This window comes from Nostoc sp., from assembly GCF_036916975.1.
Lineage (GTDB): Bacteria > Cyanobacteriota > Cyanobacteriia > Cyanobacteriales > Nostocaceae > Nostoc.
In genome coordinates this window covers 12,257-31,209 of record NZ_JBALFF010000066.1, presented here as the reverse complement: position 1 = coordinate 31,209, position 18,953 = coordinate 12,257, and the positions used below count along the sequence as shown (strand labels likewise).

13 protein-coding genes are annotated in these 18,953 nt (G+C 42.3%); all 13 read right to left on the bottom strand.

Annotated features, from left to right (window positions below):
* Nucleotides 1-4 precede the first annotated feature (4 nt).
* The 13 genes from trpA to scyA all read right to left on the bottom strand — a co-directional run bounded on the left by trpA (nucleotide 5) and on the right by scyA (nucleotide 18,293).
* A complete protein-coding gene (trpA, locus tag V7K73_RS15855) occupies nucleotides 5-847 on the bottom strand; it encodes a tryptophan synthase subunit alpha (protein ID WP_334881546.1) in 843 nt (280 codons plus the stop codon).
* Nucleotides 848-1,285: 438 nt separating this feature from the next.
* Nucleotides 1,286-2,119, bottom strand: a complete 834-nt coding sequence (trpC, locus tag V7K73_RS15850; protein ID WP_334881544.1) for an indole-3-glycerol phosphate synthase TrpC — start codon at nucleotides 2,117-2,119, stop codon at nucleotides 1,286-1,288.
* 551 nt (nucleotides 2,120-2,670) lie between these two features.
* Entirely contained in the window at nucleotides 2,671-4,872 is a 2,202-nt protein-coding gene (locus V7K73_RS15845; RefSeq protein WP_334881542.1) for an anthranilate synthase, read from the bottom strand.
* Between the two features lie 361 nt (nucleotides 4,873-5,233).
* Nucleotides 5,234-6,430 (bottom strand): 3-dehydroquinate synthase, encoded by a 1,197-nt coding sequence (locus V7K73_RS15840; protein ID WP_334881540.1) that lies wholly within the window; start codon nucleotides 6,428-6,430, stop codon nucleotides 5,234-5,236.
* Complete coding sequence (locus tag V7K73_RS15835) at nucleotides 6,424-7,071, bottom strand: DsbA family oxidoreductase (protein ID WP_334881538.1); 648 nt, start codon at nucleotides 7,069-7,071, stop codon at nucleotides 6,424-6,426. Before V7K73_RS15835 ends, V7K73_RS15840 begins: the two co-directional genes overlap by 7 nt.
* Nucleotides 7,072-7,083: 12 nt before the next feature.
* On the bottom strand, nucleotides 7,084-8,163 hold the full coding sequence (gene tyrA, locus V7K73_RS15830; RefSeq protein WP_334881536.1) for a bifunctional chorismate mutase/prephenate dehydrogenase: 1,080 nt from the start codon (nucleotides 8,161-8,163) through the stop codon (nucleotides 7,084-7,086).
* Between the two features lie 3 nt (nucleotides 8,164-8,166).
* Nucleotides 8,167-9,519, bottom strand: a complete 1,353-nt coding sequence (locus V7K73_RS15825) for a glycosyltransferase family 4 protein (protein ID WP_334881534.1) — start codon at nucleotides 9,517-9,519, stop codon at nucleotides 8,167-8,169.
* 218 nt (nucleotides 9,520-9,737) lie between these two features.
* Complete coding sequence (gene scyF, locus V7K73_RS15820) at nucleotides 9,738-10,934, bottom strand: scytonemin biosynthesis PEP-CTERM protein ScyF (protein WP_334881532.1); 1,197 nt, start codon at nucleotides 10,932-10,934, stop codon at nucleotides 9,738-9,740.
* Nucleotides 10,935-11,107: 173 nt separating this feature from the next.
* Entirely contained in the window at nucleotides 11,108-12,484 is a 1,377-nt protein-coding gene (locus V7K73_RS15815; RefSeq protein ID WP_334881530.1) for a ScyD/ScyE family protein, read from the bottom strand.
* A 64-nt stretch (nucleotides 12,485-12,548) separates the two neighbouring features.
* Nucleotides 12,549-13,859, bottom strand: a complete 1,311-nt coding sequence (locus tag V7K73_RS15810) for a ScyD/ScyE family protein (RefSeq protein WP_334881528.1) — start codon at nucleotides 13,857-13,859, stop codon at nucleotides 12,549-12,551.
* Between the two features lie 77 nt (nucleotides 13,860-13,936).
* Nucleotides 13,937-14,905: a scytonemin biosynthesis cyclase/decarboxylase ScyC gene (gene scyC / locus V7K73_RS15805; protein WP_334881526.1), complete on the bottom strand. Its 969-nt coding sequence runs from the start codon at nucleotides 14,903-14,905 to the stop codon at nucleotides 13,937-13,939.
* A 25-nt stretch (nucleotides 14,906-14,930) separates the two neighbouring features.
* On the bottom strand, nucleotides 14,931-15,992 hold the full coding sequence (scyB, locus tag V7K73_RS15800) for a tryptophan dehydrogenase ScyB (RefSeq protein WP_334881524.1): 1,062 nt from the start codon (nucleotides 15,990-15,992) through the stop codon (nucleotides 14,931-14,933).
* A gap of 414 nt (nucleotides 15,993-16,406) precedes the next feature.
* The gene (gene scyA, locus V7K73_RS15795; protein WP_334881522.1) at nucleotides 16,407-18,293 is read right to left on the bottom strand and encodes a scytonemin biosynthesis protein ScyA; all 1,887 of its coding nucleotides are present in this window, start codon (nucleotides 18,291-18,293) and stop codon (nucleotides 16,407-16,409) included.
* Between the last annotated feature and the right edge of the window lie 660 nt (nucleotides 18,294-18,953).

Here is an 18,953-nt window from a genome sequence, read left to right as displayed (position 1 = left end):
TTCCTTACTCCCTATTCCCCACTCCTTGAAGAGATGGACTTTCGCGCCGGCTTTCTGTAATGGCTGTTTTAAGTTCTTGGCAGAGTTGTTCTACAGCTTGCAGTCCTTCTGTTGGGCTACCTTCAGCTAATCTTTTAACGAAGGCACTACCAACAATTACTGCGTCTGCACCCCATTCTTTTACTTGACGGGCTTGTTCTGGGCCGGAGATGCCAAAACCAACGCCGATGGGTTTATCGGTGACGCTTCGCAAATCTGTTAATAAATACTTTACGCCGTCTTGGATTTGAGCGCGGATACCTGTAACGCCTGTAACACTCACTAGGTAGATAAAACCCTGAGATTTATAAGCGATCGCTTTAATTCTATCTTGAGAACTGGTAGGAGCTACGAGTAAAATTACCTCAATTCCGAAAGATGCAGCAGTCTGGATTAATTCTTCTGCTTCTTCTAAGGGTAAGTCTGGTACTACCAACCCTTTCACGCCAGCAGCAGCAATTTTTCCTAAAAATGGCTTAATACCTCGGTACAAAATCGGATTGTAGTAAGTAAATAGAATTATCGGCGCTTTCAAGCTGGGACTCACCACCTGTAACATCTCTAGCACATGCTCTAATTTCGTGCCTTTTTGCAAAGCGCGGGTTGCTGCTGCTTGAATCACAGGCCCATCTGCGAGAGGATCGGAGTAGGGAACACCCAACTCGATGAAGTCTGCACCATTACGATCTAAGACACGTATTGCCTCGGCAGTGGTTTCTAAGTTAGGATCGCCTGCTGTGATAAAGGGAATTAAAGCACACTGTTGGCGATCGCGTAAAGTTTTAAAGGAAGCTGAGATAGAAGTCATGCTGAAAATTAGTTAATGATTGGTTAATAGTTCTGGAATAATTTACACTTAGCAATGCCGACTCTAGATTTTTTGTCGTCGAGTCTTTGATACTCGTGAACGAGTCTTTGATAAGTAGGTCGGCGAGAAAAAACCAAACTATGTAACGAAAAATAAAATCTCTGTATTTGGCTCGTAGTTGCGCTTTAGCGCTAAAGCGCAACTACAAACCAGTGATGATTATTTGCGCCGACTTACTTGTTCAGGAGTCTTTGATACTTGTGAATGAGTCTTTTATCTCCGTTAGGGAATAAGGAAAAGGTTAAGGAGGAAGGGAAAAGGGAAGAATTATTTTCTCTACCCTTAAATGTCCCCTTAACCCGCATTCTGCAAGAAACCTATTTTCCCAACTATCCACCCAAGCGCCTTAGAAAGACTTGGTTTAATTTTTAAGGAGGTTTAGGGAGGAGAAAGTCTTAACATAGTACGCACAGCTTGTTCTACATCGTTTTGTTTAACTAAAGACTCTCCAATTAAAACCGCACGCGCACCAGCTTCAGCTACAAAAGATAAATCAGCAGGTGTATACAGTCCAGATTCGCTGACGACGGTGATATCCAAACTTTGTAATTGTTGTTGGCGTTGTGCTAAAAGTTGCTGTGTTGTGCCTATATCAAGGGTAAAATCTTCTAAATTGCGATTGTTGATTCCTACTAAACGTAAGTCGTCAAGCTTTAGCACTCGATCCAGTTCAGCCAGGGTATGAACTTCTACCAGTGCATTCATGCCCAAATCGTGAATTACTCCCAAAAAATCTTGAAGTTCTCCATCTGATAAAATAGCGGCAATTAACAAGACTGCATCTGCACCTGCTGTTCGTGCTAAATAAATTTGATAGTGGTCAATGATAAACTCCTTGCATAGTAGGGGTAATGTAACTTGCTTACGCACTCTTCGCAGATTATCAAAACTGCCTTGAAAAAACTTATGATCAGTTAGGACTGATAAACAAGCTGCACCACCTCGTTCATAAGCTTGAGCAACAGCTACGGCATCAAAATCTGCGCGGATAATCCCCCGGCTAGGTGATGCCTTTTTTACTTCGGCAATTAAGCTAGGTTGGTTAGGATTTTCTTGCAAAGCAGTCAAGAAATTTCGCACAGTCGGGGCTGCATTTAACTGTTCTCGCAAGGAAGTTAAAGGCAGTTCTTGCTGCATCTGTGCGACTTCTTGCCTTTTATGCAACACAATTTCTTCAAGAATATGGCGGGGAGGGGCAACTTGGTTAGTCATAATTTTTTAGGGGGAGGTTAAGAGTTAGGAGTTAGGAGTTAGGAGTTAGGAGTTAGGAGTTGGGAGTTTAGAGTTAGAAGTTAGGAGTCCGGCTTCCCTCTCCTTAATAAGGAGAGGGATTAAGGGTGAGGTTTTTTCTTATGGGCAACTTGGTTAGTCATAATTTTTTAGGGGGAGGTTAAGAGTTAGGAGTTAGGAGTTAGGAGTTAGGAGTTTAGAGTTAGAAGTTAGGAGTTTAGAGTTAGAAGTTAGGAGTTAGGAGTCCGGCTTCCCTCTCCTTAATAAGGAGAGGGATTGAGGGTGAGGTTTATTATATGTTTAATTACATCTACCTACTTAATAGTATTTACAAACAGGTAACGGAAAATCGAACCTTATTAGGCACAGAGAACACCGATAAATAAGAGTTGGAGAGGTATTTTGCGTAAGTCCTGATTAATTATTAGAGTTTTTGAGTTAAGAATTTCAGTTCTCCAAATTCCATATTCTCAACTCCAAACTCCAAACTCCAAACTCCAAACTCCAAACTCCTAACTCCTAACTCTTAACTCCTAACTCCTAACTCCTAACTCTTTCGTTTGCGTATATGCACGCACCACATTTTTAATGATTTCCAGACCGACTTCTCCCGCTAGAGTCATGATTGATTCTGGATGAAACTGAACGGCGGCGATGGGAAGTGTCTGATGTTCGATTCCCATAATTACGTCGTCATCAGAAATCGCTGTTACTTTGAGTTCTTTTGGCAAACGTTGCGGTAGGGCAAATAATGAGTGATATCTACCGACTGGAAAAGATTGTGGTAAATTTTTGAAGGTCACGGAATTAGGATCGGTGACGAAAATTCGTGAAGATTTCCCATGTTGGGGATAGTCGAGGACTCCCAATTCTCCATCAAAAGCTTCAACGATGCCTTGCAGCCCTAGACAAACTCCGAAAATAGGAATTTGGCGATGAAGAAGCGCCCCAACTGTCTGGGGAACCCGAAAATCACTTGGTCTACCAGGGCCAGGAGATAAAACAACTAAGTCAGGGCGTTCTGTATCGAATAGCGATTCTGAGAAACCATGACGGAGTGTTGTAACGCTTGCACCAGTTTGGCGAATGTAATTGGCTAGGGTATGAACAAATGAGTCTTCATAGTCTATTAGTAAGATGCGTTTGCCAGCTACTGCACTTGGAAGGATTTTAGTTGATTTTATGGAACTGGATTGATCAATTTTCTGAGTGGTTTGCTTTACACGCCGAATTGTCTCAAATAAAGCAGCAGCTTTGGTAATTGTTTCTTGTTCTTCTGCTTCGGGTATTGAGTCATAAAGGACAGTAGCACCAACTCGCACTTCGGCGATGCAGTCTTTTAATCGGATTGTCCGTAGAATTAATCCAGTATTTAAATTCCCATTAAAATTTAAATAGCCAACTGCTCCACCATACCAACGTCGGGCGCTACGTTCGTGCTTTTCAATAAAATCTATTGCTGCTTTTTTGGGTGCGCCGGTGACTGTAACGGCCCATGTATGCGAAAGAAAAGCATCTAAGGCATCAAATTGCGATCGCAGTGTCCCCTCAACATGATCTACTGTATGTATCAGGTGGCTGTATAATTCTATTTGCCGACGACCAATCACTTGTACTGAACCAGGTTCGCAGATTCGGGATTTGTCATTGCGATCGACATCAGTACACATCGTCAACTCAGCTTCATCTTTCTGGGAGTTGAGTAACTGACGAATTTGCACGGCATCGTCAAGAGCATCTTGTCCTCGGCTAATAGTACCACTAATAGGGCAAGTTTCTACCCGCCTACCTTCAACCCGCACAAACATTTCTGGAGATGCGCCAATTAGATATTCTCCACCTAGATTAAAAATAAACCCATAAGGACTAGGATTTATTTCCTTTAAGGTATTGAATAGTTTACTAGGTTCATCTTCATACCCTTCAAAAAAGTTTTGACTAGGAACGACTTCAAATAAATCACCTCGGCGGAAATAATCGAGCGCACCCTCAACTTTTTTGGCATACTCGCCTACTTTATGGTCAGCAGTTTGATTGGGAAAAAGATGTTTTCCTCGATAATCTACCGATTCACCTGTTCGAGGCAAACCATTAGTACTCCCATCCGCTGTTTCAAATTCATATTGTAGACGAAATGCGCGTTGCTGATAGTAGTCAACAACTATCAAGTCATCAGGTAAATAAAGTACTAAATCGCGTTGATCTTTAGGACGTTCCAGGCGTTGGGTAATTGGTTCAAACTGAAAAACTAAGTCATAACCAAAAGCACCATACAATCCTAAATGCTCGTCTTCTTGACTAGAAAAGGTATGTAAAATTTCGCGGACAACTGTAAAAGCGGAAGGTTGTTTACTGCGTTCTTCTTCAGCAAATAGATTTTTTGTAGCTTTAACAAAGCCTACAACATTATTATTATCTAAGCTAACTTTCTCAAGTTGTATTGAGTTGGATAAGCACTCTAACAGTAACGGTAAAAGTACCTGACCGCGTTCATTCAACGCTATCAAAGTAAAAGCATTTTCCTGTGTAGTCAATTCCAAAGGTGGATTGACAAATCCGATCGCCCATCTTTTGTATCTGCCTGGATATTCGTAGCTGCTCCTTAACAAACCTCCACGCTGAGAATTTAAGTAGAATAGAATATCATCGAGAGCAGTGTCCATCTTAACTTCTGTGATGGAGCGATAAACGCTTACACCACCAAGGGTTTTGTAGGAACGGGAATTAAAAATCATAGGAATTTTATCTGGAAAAGTTATTAGTCAAGAACCATTAATCATTATTGATAACTATCTTTAAATTAAAAACAAATCCAGATAATCCGATGTCAATTTAATTCAAACTATCTAAATCTGCATATTCTTTTTCAAAGATGCAATGAAAAACCCTTTCTTTCTTCTTTCATAATACTAGATACCAAGCAGATAATTCATTGAATAATTTTTCGATTAGGTGTCAATTTCTTCGTTTTTTATACTGCTCCCCTAGTATATTCTCTCTTAGACCTTTTTGAAATTTTTGCCTCCCTCAAAAGTAGTACATCCTCTCACAACCTCCCATCAAACCTCAGCGTACCTTTGCGTTTAAAATCCAATCCTAAAACTCCCTCAACAGCAATATTGCCTGCCTATACAAAACCAAATCCACCTCATGAACCTCAATTCCTTTTCCAATGCGTTGTAACAACATCAAAGTCAACTCTCCCCCCAAATGTTCCCGGAACTCAGTTAAACCGCGAAACAAACAATCAGGATCTTCCAATTGTGATAACTTCTGGGCCATTTCTGGAACATACAAAGTGAAACCCAACGCCGATAAAGTACTTAATATCCGTTGCCACTCAGAACAATCGAGCAATCCCACTAAATAAGAATAAGTGCTATCCAAAGCAATACCGATCGCAACCGCTTCACCATGACGCAAGCGATAATTAGTCAAATGTTCCAGTTTATGAGCCGCCCAATGTCCAAAATCCAGGGGACGAGACGAACCCATTTCAAAAGGATCGCCGCTATTGCCAATATGTTCTAGATGCAACTGAGCGCAACGATAAATAACTTGTTGCATGGTATCCATGTCTCGCTGCATCAGGGCTGCGCTGTGCAAATGGATAAAATAAAAAAACCTAGCATCTTTAATCAGCGCGACTTTGATTGCTTCTGCGATTCCAGAACGCCAATCGCGATCGTCTAAGGTTGTCAAAAAGGCAGAATCATTTATAACTGCATAAGGTGGCGCAAATGTGCCGAGAAAGTTCTTTTTCCCAAAAGCATTGATACCATTTTTTACGCCAACCCCAGAATCATTTTGTGCTAACACCGTCGTCGGAATCCTAATTAGACGAATTCCTCGGTGAGCGGTTGCGGCTGCATATCCTACCAAATCCAACACAGCCCCGCCCCCGATCGCTAACACATAGCAATGGCGACATAATCCGGCTGCTTCAATCTGTTGGTGGATTTTATCTACTAAATTGCGATCGTTTTTAGCAGCTTCTCCTCCCGAAATTATCATCGGTTCGGCTGCGATCGCTACTATCTCTGCATAAAACTTGGTATACGCTACTAATTGCTTAACCAATTCCGGGTGATGCTGTAATATTCCTGCGTCTATTATCGCTACAACTTTCTTCGGCTTTGTCTCCCCATCGGCTGTAATTACTTGGGCTAAGGTGGGGTTTTTCAACTCAAATAAGTTTTTGGTGAAGTAAACCTCATAGTTGAAAGTAACGGAAACGCGTTGATGAATTGGTTGCAGAGCGAATTTACTTTTTTGCTTAATGTCAACTACCATGTTTTTGCTGATATATTTACAAGTGCGGCACGATTCAAAGCTTGAAGAAACATTTCTACCGAATGAGAACCATTTATCTTGACTTTATTATTGATGATGAAAAACGGCACACTATTAATGCCATTGGGGCGAGTAAATATTGATTCAGCCACAAAAGCTTTAACCGCAACATCATCACTCAATTGCAGCCGTAATTCCCTAGAATCCATTTGGTAAGCTCTACCTATGGCAATCAAAACTTCAATATCTCCGATGTTCAAACCATCTTCAAAGTAAGCTTTATAAATAGCTTCTACGACATCGTTTTTTACCTTTGCTGGTGCGAGTGTAATCAGTCGGTGCGAAAGCTTAGTATTGACAGCTAAACGGATTTTATCAAAATTTAGCTTGACTCCAGCCGCCTCACCTGCATATTGCGTTGAATCAAACAGATATTGCAGTTCATGGGCTTTTATGCCTTTTCTATTTCGCATAAAGCTGTGAAATTCGTATCCCTCAGCAGGAACGGTATTATCGAGAATAAAGGGATGCCAACGGATATCTACTTCTTTTTCTGGACATTGTGCCAGTGCATCAAACAGATGCTTTTTCCCTATTCTACACCATGGACAAACGGGATCGTGAAAGATATCTATCAGCATAGTTTTTATCCTTCAAATGCTAATATTTGTGTGGATATGGGGTTTGAAATCTCGTTTAAGAGGCGTTGTATTTAAAGGCTGTAAAAAAGCGTTGATTTTGTCTTCAAAAAAGCTTTGAGTATTTTCAAATTCTTGAATTAATGCGTCTCGATCTTTCCTTGCTACTAGTCTCGCCAAACGGCTGTAAGTTTTAGCTAAAAAGCTAATTGCATTACACCTTTCTTCTGTAGCTAGCATAATATCGACACATAAATTAGGATTTTGAGAAAACAACCGTTTAACAATGTCAATTTCTTGACGATAATTAGGTGTTGACATTGTTAAGCTTTGCTCTACGTCCACTTTTACTTGTGCTAAGAAAACACCAAGGCTAAATCTACAAAAATGCTGCGTTGCTTGAACGATTACCATCATTTGATCGTGTTCTTCAGGCGTGCAAACAATTAATTCTCCACCTTGACTTTTGAGAAAATCTAATAACCACTGAAATGAATTATCGTTTCGGCCTGGACATATTACCACTTTTTGTCCTAAAAACGATTTGATGTTTGGCCCAAACATTGGATGTAAACCCATGACTGGGCCAGAATGATATTCGAGCATTGCCTGAGTTGGCTGAGTTTTTACGCTCGTGATATCACACAAAGCTGTATTTGAACTAAGGTATTTCGCTGCTCGTTTGATAATATCAACTGTATGTTCAATGGGAACGCTTACTAATACTAATTCTGCCTGATTTAACAGTTTATCTGCGTATTCCCAATCATCGTGTTCGAGAACGCTAACATTATGACCTACTAGCGAAAGCTGCTCTTTAAATAATCTTCCCATCCTGCCGCATCCACCGATGATGGTAATTTGTCGGGGACTAACATGATTTGTTGCAGATTTAGGAATCAGAGTCGCATGGCAACTATTTATTACACTTGCCCAAACAGACTCAGGAATACCAGCTTGGGCGAGTAGGGGAGCCACATCAGCCAGTTGTTCATCTAAAGAAGGTTGTTCTGATGCTGCTAATAATGATATGCGATCGCTCAATAAAGCGATCAAGCTTTGGTCAGTTTTTTTAAGCTGATCTAAATTTGTCATTTGTCATTTGTCATTTGTCATTTGTCCTTGAGAGACTACGCGCACAAGGGGCGAGGTATGTACGAGAAAGTCTTGAGCAACAAGTGATTTATTAGAACTCAATTCGGGTAAGATATCCAAAGTTGTTGCTTCTTTGGCGATCGCATCATAAAATAACTGTTCATACCGATCTAGCGCTTGCTCAAAGGAATAGTTTTCTACTGCAAACTTTCTCCCTTTGCGCCCTAATTTTGCTGCTAATTCTGGCTGATTATATAAATCTAATACCGCACTTGCTAAAGCATCTGCTGACTCAGGCTTAACGATAATGCCGCCACCACTTTCTTTGATGGCTTTGGCAGCAGTACCAGTGGCGGGAACTGAACCGACAATTGGGCGGCCACTGGCTAACAGCAGTGGTATTTTAGAAGGCATATTGAAAGAAATCACATTGCTCTTTTGCACAATCAAGCCGACATCTGCGGCTGCTAACATTTGCGGGAGTTTTTCTCGCGGTTGCAATGGTAGCAGCAAAACGTTATCTGCACCACAAGCAAGACAATGTTTTTGCAACCTTTCGAGGGCTTGAGATTCACCTGCGATCGCAAAGACAATATCATTAATATGACGCAACCGAGATGCTGCTTCGATGACTGTCTCCAAACCTTGCGTCAGAGCAATATTACCTGAATAAAGCACTACAAATTTATCATCGAGTTGATGAGTAGCTCTCCAAGAGTTATTCTTCGGTAAAGGGCGGATAAAATTTAGATTCACCCAATTGGGAATACAGGCGATTTTATTAGCCGGTACACCTTTATTTATTAAATTATCTACAAAGCCATCGGCAATCACGCTAATGGTATGTGCAGTTCGGTAGGCAAATTTCTCTAAAGCTTCCAAAGCTTGAATCATCAACTTATTTTTAATTAGCCCAACACGCACAGCAGCTTCCGGGAGGATATCTTGCACGTTCAGCACTACTGGACAATTGTATATCCAACCTATAAAGGTTGCAGGTAAACAAACTAGTAGCGGCGGCACTGTTAAAAGAATTACATCAGGTCGTTCGCCCTTAAGGGCTTGTGGCAAACTCGTAAAAACAAAGCTCAACTCTAGCAGTAGCCTGTCTATAAGATTAGGTTTAGACTTAATCCGTAAGTAACTACGCTGAATTTTGACACCATTTTTATGTTCAGTAACGTATAGCTTACCCCGATAGCGATCGTAAATCTGACGTTGAGGATAGTTAGGCATACCTGTGATTACCCGCACTTGATGTCCTCGCTTCACCAGCCCTTCTGCTAGTTCAGTCATCAAAGGTGCAATACCAATTGGCTCTGGATGATAATTGTATGAATAAATCAGAATTTGCATGAACTCTTAATATCCTGAAAGCAGCTTCATAATGTTGGCTTTATTGTGTTCTCCAGTTTTTATCTCCCTTATTCCAGATTTAATGACTTGAAATTTTCGTAGAGTGTGCTACTCTCCCAAAAGTCCGGCACCGAAATTATTGAGATAGTGCGTTAGCCAGGGGCATAACGCACCCAACGAAACTTTTTAATTACGAATTACGAATTACGAATTACGAATTACGAATTATTTTGCAGTTCCTTCTCTAAATTGAAGACTGGCTTTTGTTGTCCACGTTTCCGCAATGTGACGGTAACAGCCCCAAACCCAAGCAATGTTAAACCCAATGCTGAACTAGGTTCCGGTACTTGAGTTATACCTCCTACGTCTAACACTTGGACGCGACCTTGGAAGAAATCGCCCACATACAGCTTGCCATTTTTATAGCTTGTGCCACCCGTCCAGTTAAATCTGCCTGGAGTGAGGTCAAGGGGATTGCCAAAGGGACCGTCAGTTAATCCTGGAGGCGGGACTGGTTTTCCTGATGCATTTAGGGCAGGTTGACCGTAGGAAGTCAAGAACTTACCATTTTTATCAAACACCTGAACGCGGCTGTTGATAGAATCAGCTACATAAACATTGTCTTGGTCGTCCACTTCGATGCCAATTGGCTGAAGAAGCTGTCCAGGTCCGCTACCTGTTGAACCAAAGGCGAACAGAGGCTTACCATTTGGATCGAGTACTTGAACGCGGTTGTTATACTGGTCAGCTACAAAGATATTTCCACTAACTGGGGAAATTCTTACACCTGCTACACCTTGGAATTGCCCAAGTGCAGTGCCATTGGTGCCACCAATCACACCAATTTGCTTTCCGTCAGGTGTGAATTTAAGGATTCTTTCGCCGTTAAAATCACCTACGTAAACGTCGCCAGATTTGTCAAATGTCACACCAGATGGCCCAAAGAAAAACCTACCTGGTATCAGACCGGTAAAATCTCCATTTGCAAAGGATCTAATAAACTTACCCTGAGGATCGAATTGATTGATGCGGTTGTTGTAAACATCACCTGCATACAAATCGCCTGTTACGGGATTAAAGTCTACAGTTGTTGGCTCGTCAAACTGTCCGGGGCCTTTGCCGCCGGAGCCAATTGCTCCAATATACTGACCGCTTGAACTAAATTTTTCAATTTTGTCACCCAGGTTGTAGTTAGGAGTACCATCTGGGTTAACACCGCGTCCGTTAGCTATGTAGGTATTCCCTGAATCATCTACCGTTATGCCTTGGGGAACAAACAGCTGCCCAGGACCGAAGCCAGGACTGCCGATACTTGTATCATAATTTAATGTTACAGCCTTGGCTTGGGCTGCTGCTGCCAACACCATGAATCCAGTACCGAGAATGCCGAGTGATAAATTTTTGACTAATCCCATGAGTTTGAAGTCCTGGTTGTATGAGTGTATACTCTTTCCTAGACTAATTTTGTTCCCCGTCCCAGTTCGGGAACTCTAAAATTTGGGCTGCTGCCTCTTGTTTGAAATGCAACTTTCTGTGTGAGGCAGCAGCCTATTCTGTAAGCTTTACCTGACACCAGGTAAAGAGGAAATTAGACAGTCTCTGCTTTTGGTAGCAATTCTTCATCCAACTTTTGTGGACGTTTGCGCTTGCCGAAAGCAGCCGTTGCGCCTACACTAGCAAGTGCTAGTAAGCCAACTACTGAACCAGGCTCGGGGACTATTTGTGTAACAATACCATCCACCCGAATAACCTCCCCTCGTCCTTTGCCGACACCCTGATTGGTAATATAAATCTTGCCGTCAGGGCCAATAGCAATTCCATCAGCCGAATCTAGGCCTTGACCTGCTGCAACTAGTGTTGTGCGAGTGCCGTCAGGAGCAACTTGGATCAGAGAACCCGGTAGGTCTGTGATGTCACGTCCTAACTGGGACTTGTCGCTGAACTGTAAGACGAGCAAATCGCCTTTTTTATCAAAGGTTAGGTCTGTGATGTGGGTAAACCCATCCAGAAAAACTTCTGGCTTATCATCCTTACCAATGCGGAAAATCTTCGACTGACCTGCTGGATAAGGAAAACCTGTATATTCGCCAACGTAGAAAGCTCCATCGGGGCCAATTGCGCCCCCTGTGGGTACTGCTTGAATCGCTATTTTTCCTCCTGGAAGCTCATCTAATAGTCCAGGAGGTAGTTGTAATCCTGGTGGTAAGACAGAGTTACTAACGATGGTTTTAGGAATTGCAATTACCTGCGACTTACTTCCGTCAAGTTTAATTTTGTAAGCAGTGTTCCCACCGCCGTCAACAACATAAGCATTATCGCCATTTATCGTTAAGGAATATGGATTGGTAACTACATCCCCCTTGTCTGGATTTTTGGTGATTTCATACTTGGCAAAGTCAAAAATACTGCTGAGAGATCCTGTCTTCAAGTTAACTTTGAACAGTTGTCCTAGTAGCGGTGTATTTAAAACTTTATCAGCTGCTGATGGCGGGAAAGTAGCAAGTTGCTCTTTTGGAAGCGGGTATTGAGAAGCAAGGTCATGTGTTGCTAAATCACGGTTTCCTGGATAACCAGCAAACCCTGTCAAAAGATAAGCATTCCCTTGAGAATCGAATTGGACGTCTTCAATACCAGCGCCTTGATTACCTGTGGGTTGTTCTGCTAGAGACTCAAAGTTAGTGAGTAGATGCTGTTCGGTGCCGTCTGGTGCAATTTTGACCAGTGAACTAGTATTACCAGCACAGATAGGTTTAAACAGGGTACTCGGAGATGGTTGACAATTTCCATTGCCGCCGACACCTGGCTCGGCTACGTAGAGACTGCCGTCAGGGCCAAAGCTAATACCGCGTGCATTACTGATCCCACCGACAATTGTCGTTAGCGTTGCAGCTTGTGCAGCTGAGGTTCCACAAATAGCAGCAAAACAAAATGTCACAGATGTCAGAGCAAATGATTTAAGTTTCATACCTTTGGAGATTGATAGTTAAATAATCTATTTGGGGAAAGTTTATCAAGAAAGAAATTAGGAGTCAGGAGTCAGGTGTTACAATTGATAATTTTGTCGGACTGGTGATTAGGTAAGGTTTTGCTAGCTTTCTTTTTTTGTGCAACCAAGCAATGCCCAAAGCACCGATCGCTAATACGCCTAAAATAGAATCAGGTTCAGGAACAGACTTGATATTCTCAATTCTGAGAACTTGTCCAAATCCTGGGCTATCGCCTCGGTTTGTGACATATACTGCACCATCAGCCCCAATAGTCAAGGCGCTAGGCGAAACTAATCCATTCCCACTCAGAAGAGTTGTGCGTGTCCCATCGGGAGCTATTTTGATGACAGAACCATCAAGATTACCCTTCCAGGCTGACTGATTGGCGTACTGCAAAGCATATAGATTACCCGCAGAATCAAATTGCAAGTCTGTGAGTTGGGTAAAACCATCTGCATAGACTGTTGGCTTGCCATCAGCACCGACTCGATAGATTTTTGCCCCTCCTTCTGGGAAGGGAAAACCAGTAAATTGGCTGACATAATAAGCGCCATCAGGGCCTTTGGTCACATTTGATGGTACTGCTTGAGTTGCAAACTGCGATGGCGATCGCGCCGCTTCACCTTTAGATGGCACCTGTGCCGGTTCATTGGATGGTGTACCGGAGGGTGGAAAGACTGGATTAGTCAATATGTCTTTAGGGAATGTAGTAATAGCTTGCAAATCACTACCATCAGTATTAACACTGAGTAAGTCGTTTGCGCCTGCATCAACTACAACCAACTTCTTGCCATCTATTACGAAACCCAAGGGATTGCTACTGACATCACCAGCATCGGGATTATTGGCGAGTTCATAGTTAGCTAAATCAGCAACACTCGTCCAGGAATTGGTCTTAAAGTTAGGAGCGATGATTTTACCGAGGTCAGTGTAACCTAAATTGCGATCGCGAAAGGCTGGATTAGCTCCATACCCAATCAGAACATAAGGTTTACCTTGAGCATCAAATTGGATATCACGAGGTCCACTGGCTCCAGTACCATCCGGTAATGCTAAAGAAGGGAGTCCTGTAAGTATCCGCTCAATCTTACCATTCTCAATTTTGGTAACTGCACCACTTGTGCCATAGCATAAGGAATCTCCTTGACCACTTGGTGGTGGAACACAAGCTCCACTTCCCCCGATTCCCGCCTCTGTAACATAGAGATTACCATCAGGGCTAAAGCTCAGGCCACCGGCATTATATAGACCGTTGGCGATTACCGAAAATGATGCAGCTTCAGCAGCTTTCATTCCAGAAATAGCGGCAACACAAAAAGTTAGGAAGGTAATTGTAAGTTTTTTCAGTTTCATGTGTTGCAATAGAGCTAATTGTGGGGAATTTTCAACGCAGAGGGACGCTGAGGGAAGCGTAGAGGAATGCTGAGGTTTTAGTTGGTAACTAGTGATTCTGGAGTTTTTGGTAGGTAGCTCATTCCCCGATCAAATGATTTGAGGTTGCCAGCTTTTGCTTCTAGTAAACGTTTGATGTTCATGCTTTCAGCGCCAAAGTCTTCAATTTGAAGTTTGCCGTGGGTAACAGTTCCATCTGTTTTCCAGAATGTAATCCGATGCAGGATAAAACCAGAAGCTTCGGGATCAGCGAAAGCATAAGCAGTTGGGATGAGTAACGCTACAGAACGCTGATAATATTCGTAGTCTGGATAAAAGTGTTCTTGTTCGAGCAAGTAGTATTTACTCAGACTATGCAGCCGCACGGAAACTTTTACTTTCTGGTCATATTCATCTTTAAATTCACCTGATTCAGAAGTAATATTACCATTTGGGCGCAGTAGATGTGCCCACTCATTTATGTTTTGTAGGTTTTGTAGGTATTCAATGCCGATTTCAATTGGGGCATCAACATAAATGGTGTCTGTATCGATAAAATGGCGACCTTTCGCTGCTGAGGTCAGACCAGCCTTGCGTTCCAAGTTACCTTTGAGAGAACGACACTCGGAAGTATGTACCGTGTGAATTCCCTGCATGATCATCTGAGTTTGCCGTTTTGGATCGACAAAACTCAACCAATGAAAGTATACACCTTTTTCATCTGTTCCCGGCTCGATGTAGTCGGTGGGAAATAACAAAACAGGGTAAACCTGAAAATATTTCTGATACTCTAATCCGCAGTGCCACTCAATACCATAAAAAAGCGGATTTTCTAATTTTTTAACATGATAATAAAGATTTTTGTGATAACCAGATGCAGTTCCGAGCCAAGTATCTTCGTCAATTTGCTCTTGCATCCGGCTATAAAGCGTCCATTCGTCCAAGTTTTTTAAACTACAAAGGTAGTCAAAGGCGCTCTCTGGTGAAGTAGCGATATAAGCTGATGTTGCAAAGGTATTCTTTTCCACTTCTCACTCCTTAAGATAATAACAATTAAGCGGCGATCGCTTTAGTCCTGTTTTGCCTAACGCTCTGAATGCGGTCTTCTGCTAATCGTTTAGCAGCATCGTTTGTAGTAACTCCCTGCTCTTTAGAAATATTAAAAATTGCTAGTAGTGTGTCATAAATGTTATGCACTTGCTTAAAAGCTTTTTCTTCGTCATAACCAATCATTTCGTTGTAAACGTTGATTAGCCCTCCAGCATTAATTACATAATCAGGGCTGTAAAGAATCCCTTTTTTGGCAAGCATTTGACTATGTAGTTGCTCATTTTCTAACTGATTATTAGCGGCACCAGCTATAATTGCAGCTTTTAAAAAAGGAATTGTATGGCTATTAAGAATTCCTCCTAAAGCGCAGGGAGCAAATACATCTACATCAAGTGAATAAATTTCGCTTGGTTCGACAATAGTTGCACCAAAAAGCCGTTTAGCTTCTTCTGCTTTGGCTGGATCTACATCGCTAACAAAAAGCTTGACATCATGCTCATATAAGTGCCGACAAAGATTTTTACCGACATTTCCTAAGCCTTGAACTGCAACTTTCATTCCATCAAGTCTTTTGCTTTGCCAACGAGACTCTACAGCAGCTTTCATTCCCAGAAAAACTCCTAATGATGTTATGGGAGCAGGCCCGCCAGATTTTTCTGATAGCCCAACAACATGTTTCGTTTCTTGGCTGATTGTTCGGACATCGGCAGGGGTAATATTAACATCTTGTCCGGTAATAAAACGCCCATTCAGACTATCAACAAAACGTCCGTAAGCTCTCAACAGATCATCTGTTTTATTTTCAGGATTAGCGATAATGACTGCTTTTCCGCCACCAGCCGGAATATTGGCACAGGCTGCTTTATATGTCATCCCACGACTCAGACGAAGTGCATCTTTTAAAGCAGCTTCTTCGTTGACGTAAGGCAAAATTCTTGTGGCTCCCATCGCTGGGCCTAAAGTTGTGTCATGGATAGCAATTATCGCTTTAATGTCGGGATTTTTACCATGACAAAAGAGAACTTGTTCGTGACCCATTTCTCTAACAGTTTCAAATAGCAGCATTTTCAATCCTCGATATTGTTTGGTATTGGTTAGAGAAAGTAATTGGCATTACGAAATGTAAAGATATAGACACAAAAACCCTCTCGAATATTAAGATTGAGTGATGAAAAGGACTTTAAAATTCCAGTTTGGTGAGTGCAGTTTTTGGCTGGAATAAGAGAATGAGGAAACGAACCGCGAAGGGCGCAAAGGTAAGAGAGTTGTAAAGGGTTTTTGCATCGGGAGCGGGAATTTTTTAAAGATTGGGATGCTTCCCTGTTTTACTGCCTTCTTACCATATAATTACTTATCTCTTCGTTTGCATCCTTCTCTAACGAGACGCTGCGCGAATGCGGTTCGGAAAAAATTAGGTGTTTTTGCAGCCATTCGAGAGTAGTGTCTGTAACAATCGAATCAGATTGGCAGCTTTTAAAGTTAAACCATTGGAAATGAAACTTGGTTGGTTGTATTTTTCGCGGCACTTGATTTGATTCCTTGTGCTGCTAAACTTTTATTACGTCCTCCAGATGGTGCTGGTCGATCGGCGTCAATGACTACATCGATCAGAAAGGGAACATTTGATGCGATCGCTTGCTCTAATGCTGCTTCAATATCTGACTCTCTGACGACTACGATCGCTTCTGCTCCCATACCACGAGCAATCATGGCGAAGTTGGTTGGTGGCATTGTTGCATCTGCGCCCTTTAATCCCAAGATTTTCATCCCTTGATGGCACATGTTGTAACGCGCATCGTTGAGTACAATCCAGATTGCAGGAATTTTGTATTTTACGGCTGTGCTGATTTCGTTATTCATCAGCATTGCTCCATCGCCAACAATCGCTACAGCTTTGCTATTGCTTGCAAGTGCTGCACCCAATACTCCGGTGACGGCGTGACCCATTGCGCCAACTCCGGTGCTGACTCGGTAACGATTGGCTTCGGAAAATTGCAGTAGATGAGTTGACCAAGTAAATGAGTTACCACACTCCGCCATGACTACCGCATCGGTATCTTCAACAATTATCTTTTGAATTGCTGCCATCAATACTTCTGGCCGCACTGGATAATCTACATCTGGAGCCGATTCAATTGCTTTTTGTTGTGGACGAGGTAAGGACAAAGTTGTGGAATCAGGAGCATCTGGTAATTGCTGCAATAACTCTTCCACAAAAGCTTTGATATCTGACCGAACTCCGAAAGTTTCAACGTGGGGATAAGCTACACCTGGCACTTCGGGATCAATATCTACATGGACAAAACCTCCTTTTGGAACTAACGCCGAACTCCAAAAAGAAGTCGGTTCACCAAGGCGGGTTCCTAATACGAGTGTGCGGAGTGGAGGTTGCTGTTCCATATAAGTTAAGACGGAAGCATGACCGCCTAAACCTGTGACACCCACAAATTGGGGATGATCTTCGGGGAAGATACCTTTACCACGGGGTGAACACATAACGGCTGCTCCGGTTTTTTCTGCGAGTTCAATGATTTCCTCTGCTGCATCACGCGCACCGAAACCAACCCAGATGGCAAAGGGGCCAGATGATAATAACTCTACAGATTTAGCGATCGCTTCTTTTGAAGCAGTCATCGGAAACGGAGTAACATCTAGTTGAGGCAACGATATATTCTCAACTAAACTTGTCTGCACTGCGGTGGGAATGCTCAAATGGGCGACAAATCCGCCTGGTTGTGCCATAGCCAAAGCAAGTTTGCGGAAAATCTGCGGTAGTTGAGCCGCAGATTCAATGGTGATTGCATAGTTGAATAATGCTCCTGGGGTAAAAATTCCCCCACTGGGCAATGTGTAAGTGCTGGTTTCTTGAATTGCCCAACGTCCACGCTGCGGGGCTGAGGTACAAGCTGACAACAAAATCACCTTTGCACCTTCACCACGAGCCGCAAATAAGCCGGTGAGGGCATTTGTGATCCCCGGCCCTGCTGTGGTAAAAACTACAGTAGGGCGATTGTTGGCAAAGTAGGCTTCGGTCGCTGCAAATGCTGCTCCTGCTTCATGGCGGAAGTTTAACACGTCGATGCTGCTATTTGACAGCGCCCCCCAAAGGCTTGCCATCGCACCACCTGCGACACCAAAAGCATAGCTTACTCCCAAACTTTCCAACATCTGAGCGATCGCATCGGCAACTGAGAGCGTTGGCGGTGTTTCGTCATTTAAAAAAGGCTCAATTCCCCCATTGTTCTCCGATTCATCAACCTGACGAGAACCGTCAGACACAGACTCTACATATTTATTTGCTGGAAATTCCTTGTATGGCTCAGTGGTGATGAGAGGAGAGTTTGAACCAGTATAGTTTTGACTCATTAGTTTCACGCTATTACATAAAATTACACAAAGGCTTTCTAGTTTACAATCACAGTGATGGCAATTTTTAATACAAACGACTCTGTTGCTTTTACTAGCTATGACCTAGCTTGGTCGTTCGTAGAAACGGTTAATCGCTGCTGATTGATGCAAGTGATCGCACTACCAAAAATTTTTACCAAAAGCATACAGCAATCAATACTGTGCTTCTTGTGACTACAATAAGGGACATAAAGACTGTTGTGCAATCAAAAATCCTTTGATGAAGATGTCAAATTATTCGTTTTTACTATGATGATTAAAGTGTTTAAGTAAGTTGGCGGGGAAAAATTAAACCATATAAAGGTATATAAACTAGCAAATAACCTTAGCTGAAGCGTTTCTCATAAAGTTTACAAAACTCAATATAGTTAAGTTTAATAACACTGCTCTAATTAATAAGCCACTTGCAGAGGTACTTATCTGGCGATCGCTACTCTGAAAAAAAATATCTGCAATGAAAAATCTTTTGATCTATCTGTCAATTCTTTCGCTTGTATGATGATTGTGACATTTCCAACTTAGTCATTTTGAAAACTGCGTAGGCGTAGCCCGCCGTAGGCATCGCACTCAAGACACATTACCAAATTTACAATAGAAAATCTTTTTATCTGGTTGTCA

Coding starts and splice junctions, on each gene's coding strand:
- scyB (WP_334881524.1), bottom strand. CDS start 15,992: ATGCTGCTATTTGAAACTGTTAGAGAAATGGGTCACGAACAAGTTCTC.
- V7K73_RS15825 (WP_334881534.1), bottom strand. CDS start 9,519: ATGCAAATTCTGATTTATTCATACAATTATCATCCAGAGCCAATTGGT.
- tyrA (WP_334881536.1), bottom strand. CDS start 8,163: ATGACAAATTTAGATCAGCTTAAAAAAACTGACCAAAGCTTGATCGCT.
- scyF (WP_334881532.1), bottom strand. CDS start 10,934: ATGGGATTAGTCAAAAATTTATCACTCGGCATTCTCGGTACTGGATTC.
- V7K73_RS15835 (WP_334881538.1), bottom strand. CDS start 7,071: ATGCTGATAGATATCTTTCACGATCCCGTTTGTCCATGGTGTAGAATA.
- V7K73_RS15845 (WP_334881542.1), bottom strand. CDS start 4,872: ATGATTTTTAATTCCCGTTCCTACAAAACCCTTGGTGGTGTAAGCGTT.
- trpA (WP_334881546.1), bottom strand. CDS start 847: ATGACTTCTATCTCAGCTTCCTTTAAAACTTTACGCGATCGCCAACAG.
- trpC (WP_334881544.1), bottom strand. CDS start 2,119: ATGACTAACCAAGTTGCCCCTCCCCGCCATATTCTTGAAGAAATTGTG.
- scyA (WP_334881522.1), bottom strand. CDS start 18,293: ATGAGTCAAAACTATACTGGTTCAAACTCTCCTCTCATCACCACTGAG.
- V7K73_RS15815 (WP_334881530.1), bottom strand. CDS start 12,484: ATGAAACTTAAATCATTTGCTCTGACATCTGTGACATTTTGTTTTGCT.
- V7K73_RS15810 (WP_334881528.1), bottom strand. CDS start 13,859: ATGAAACTGAAAAAACTTACAATTACCTTCCTAACTTTTTGTGTTGCC.
- V7K73_RS15840 (WP_334881540.1), bottom strand. CDS start 6,430: ATGGTAGTTGACATTAAGCAAAAAAGTAAATTCGCTCTGCAACCAATT.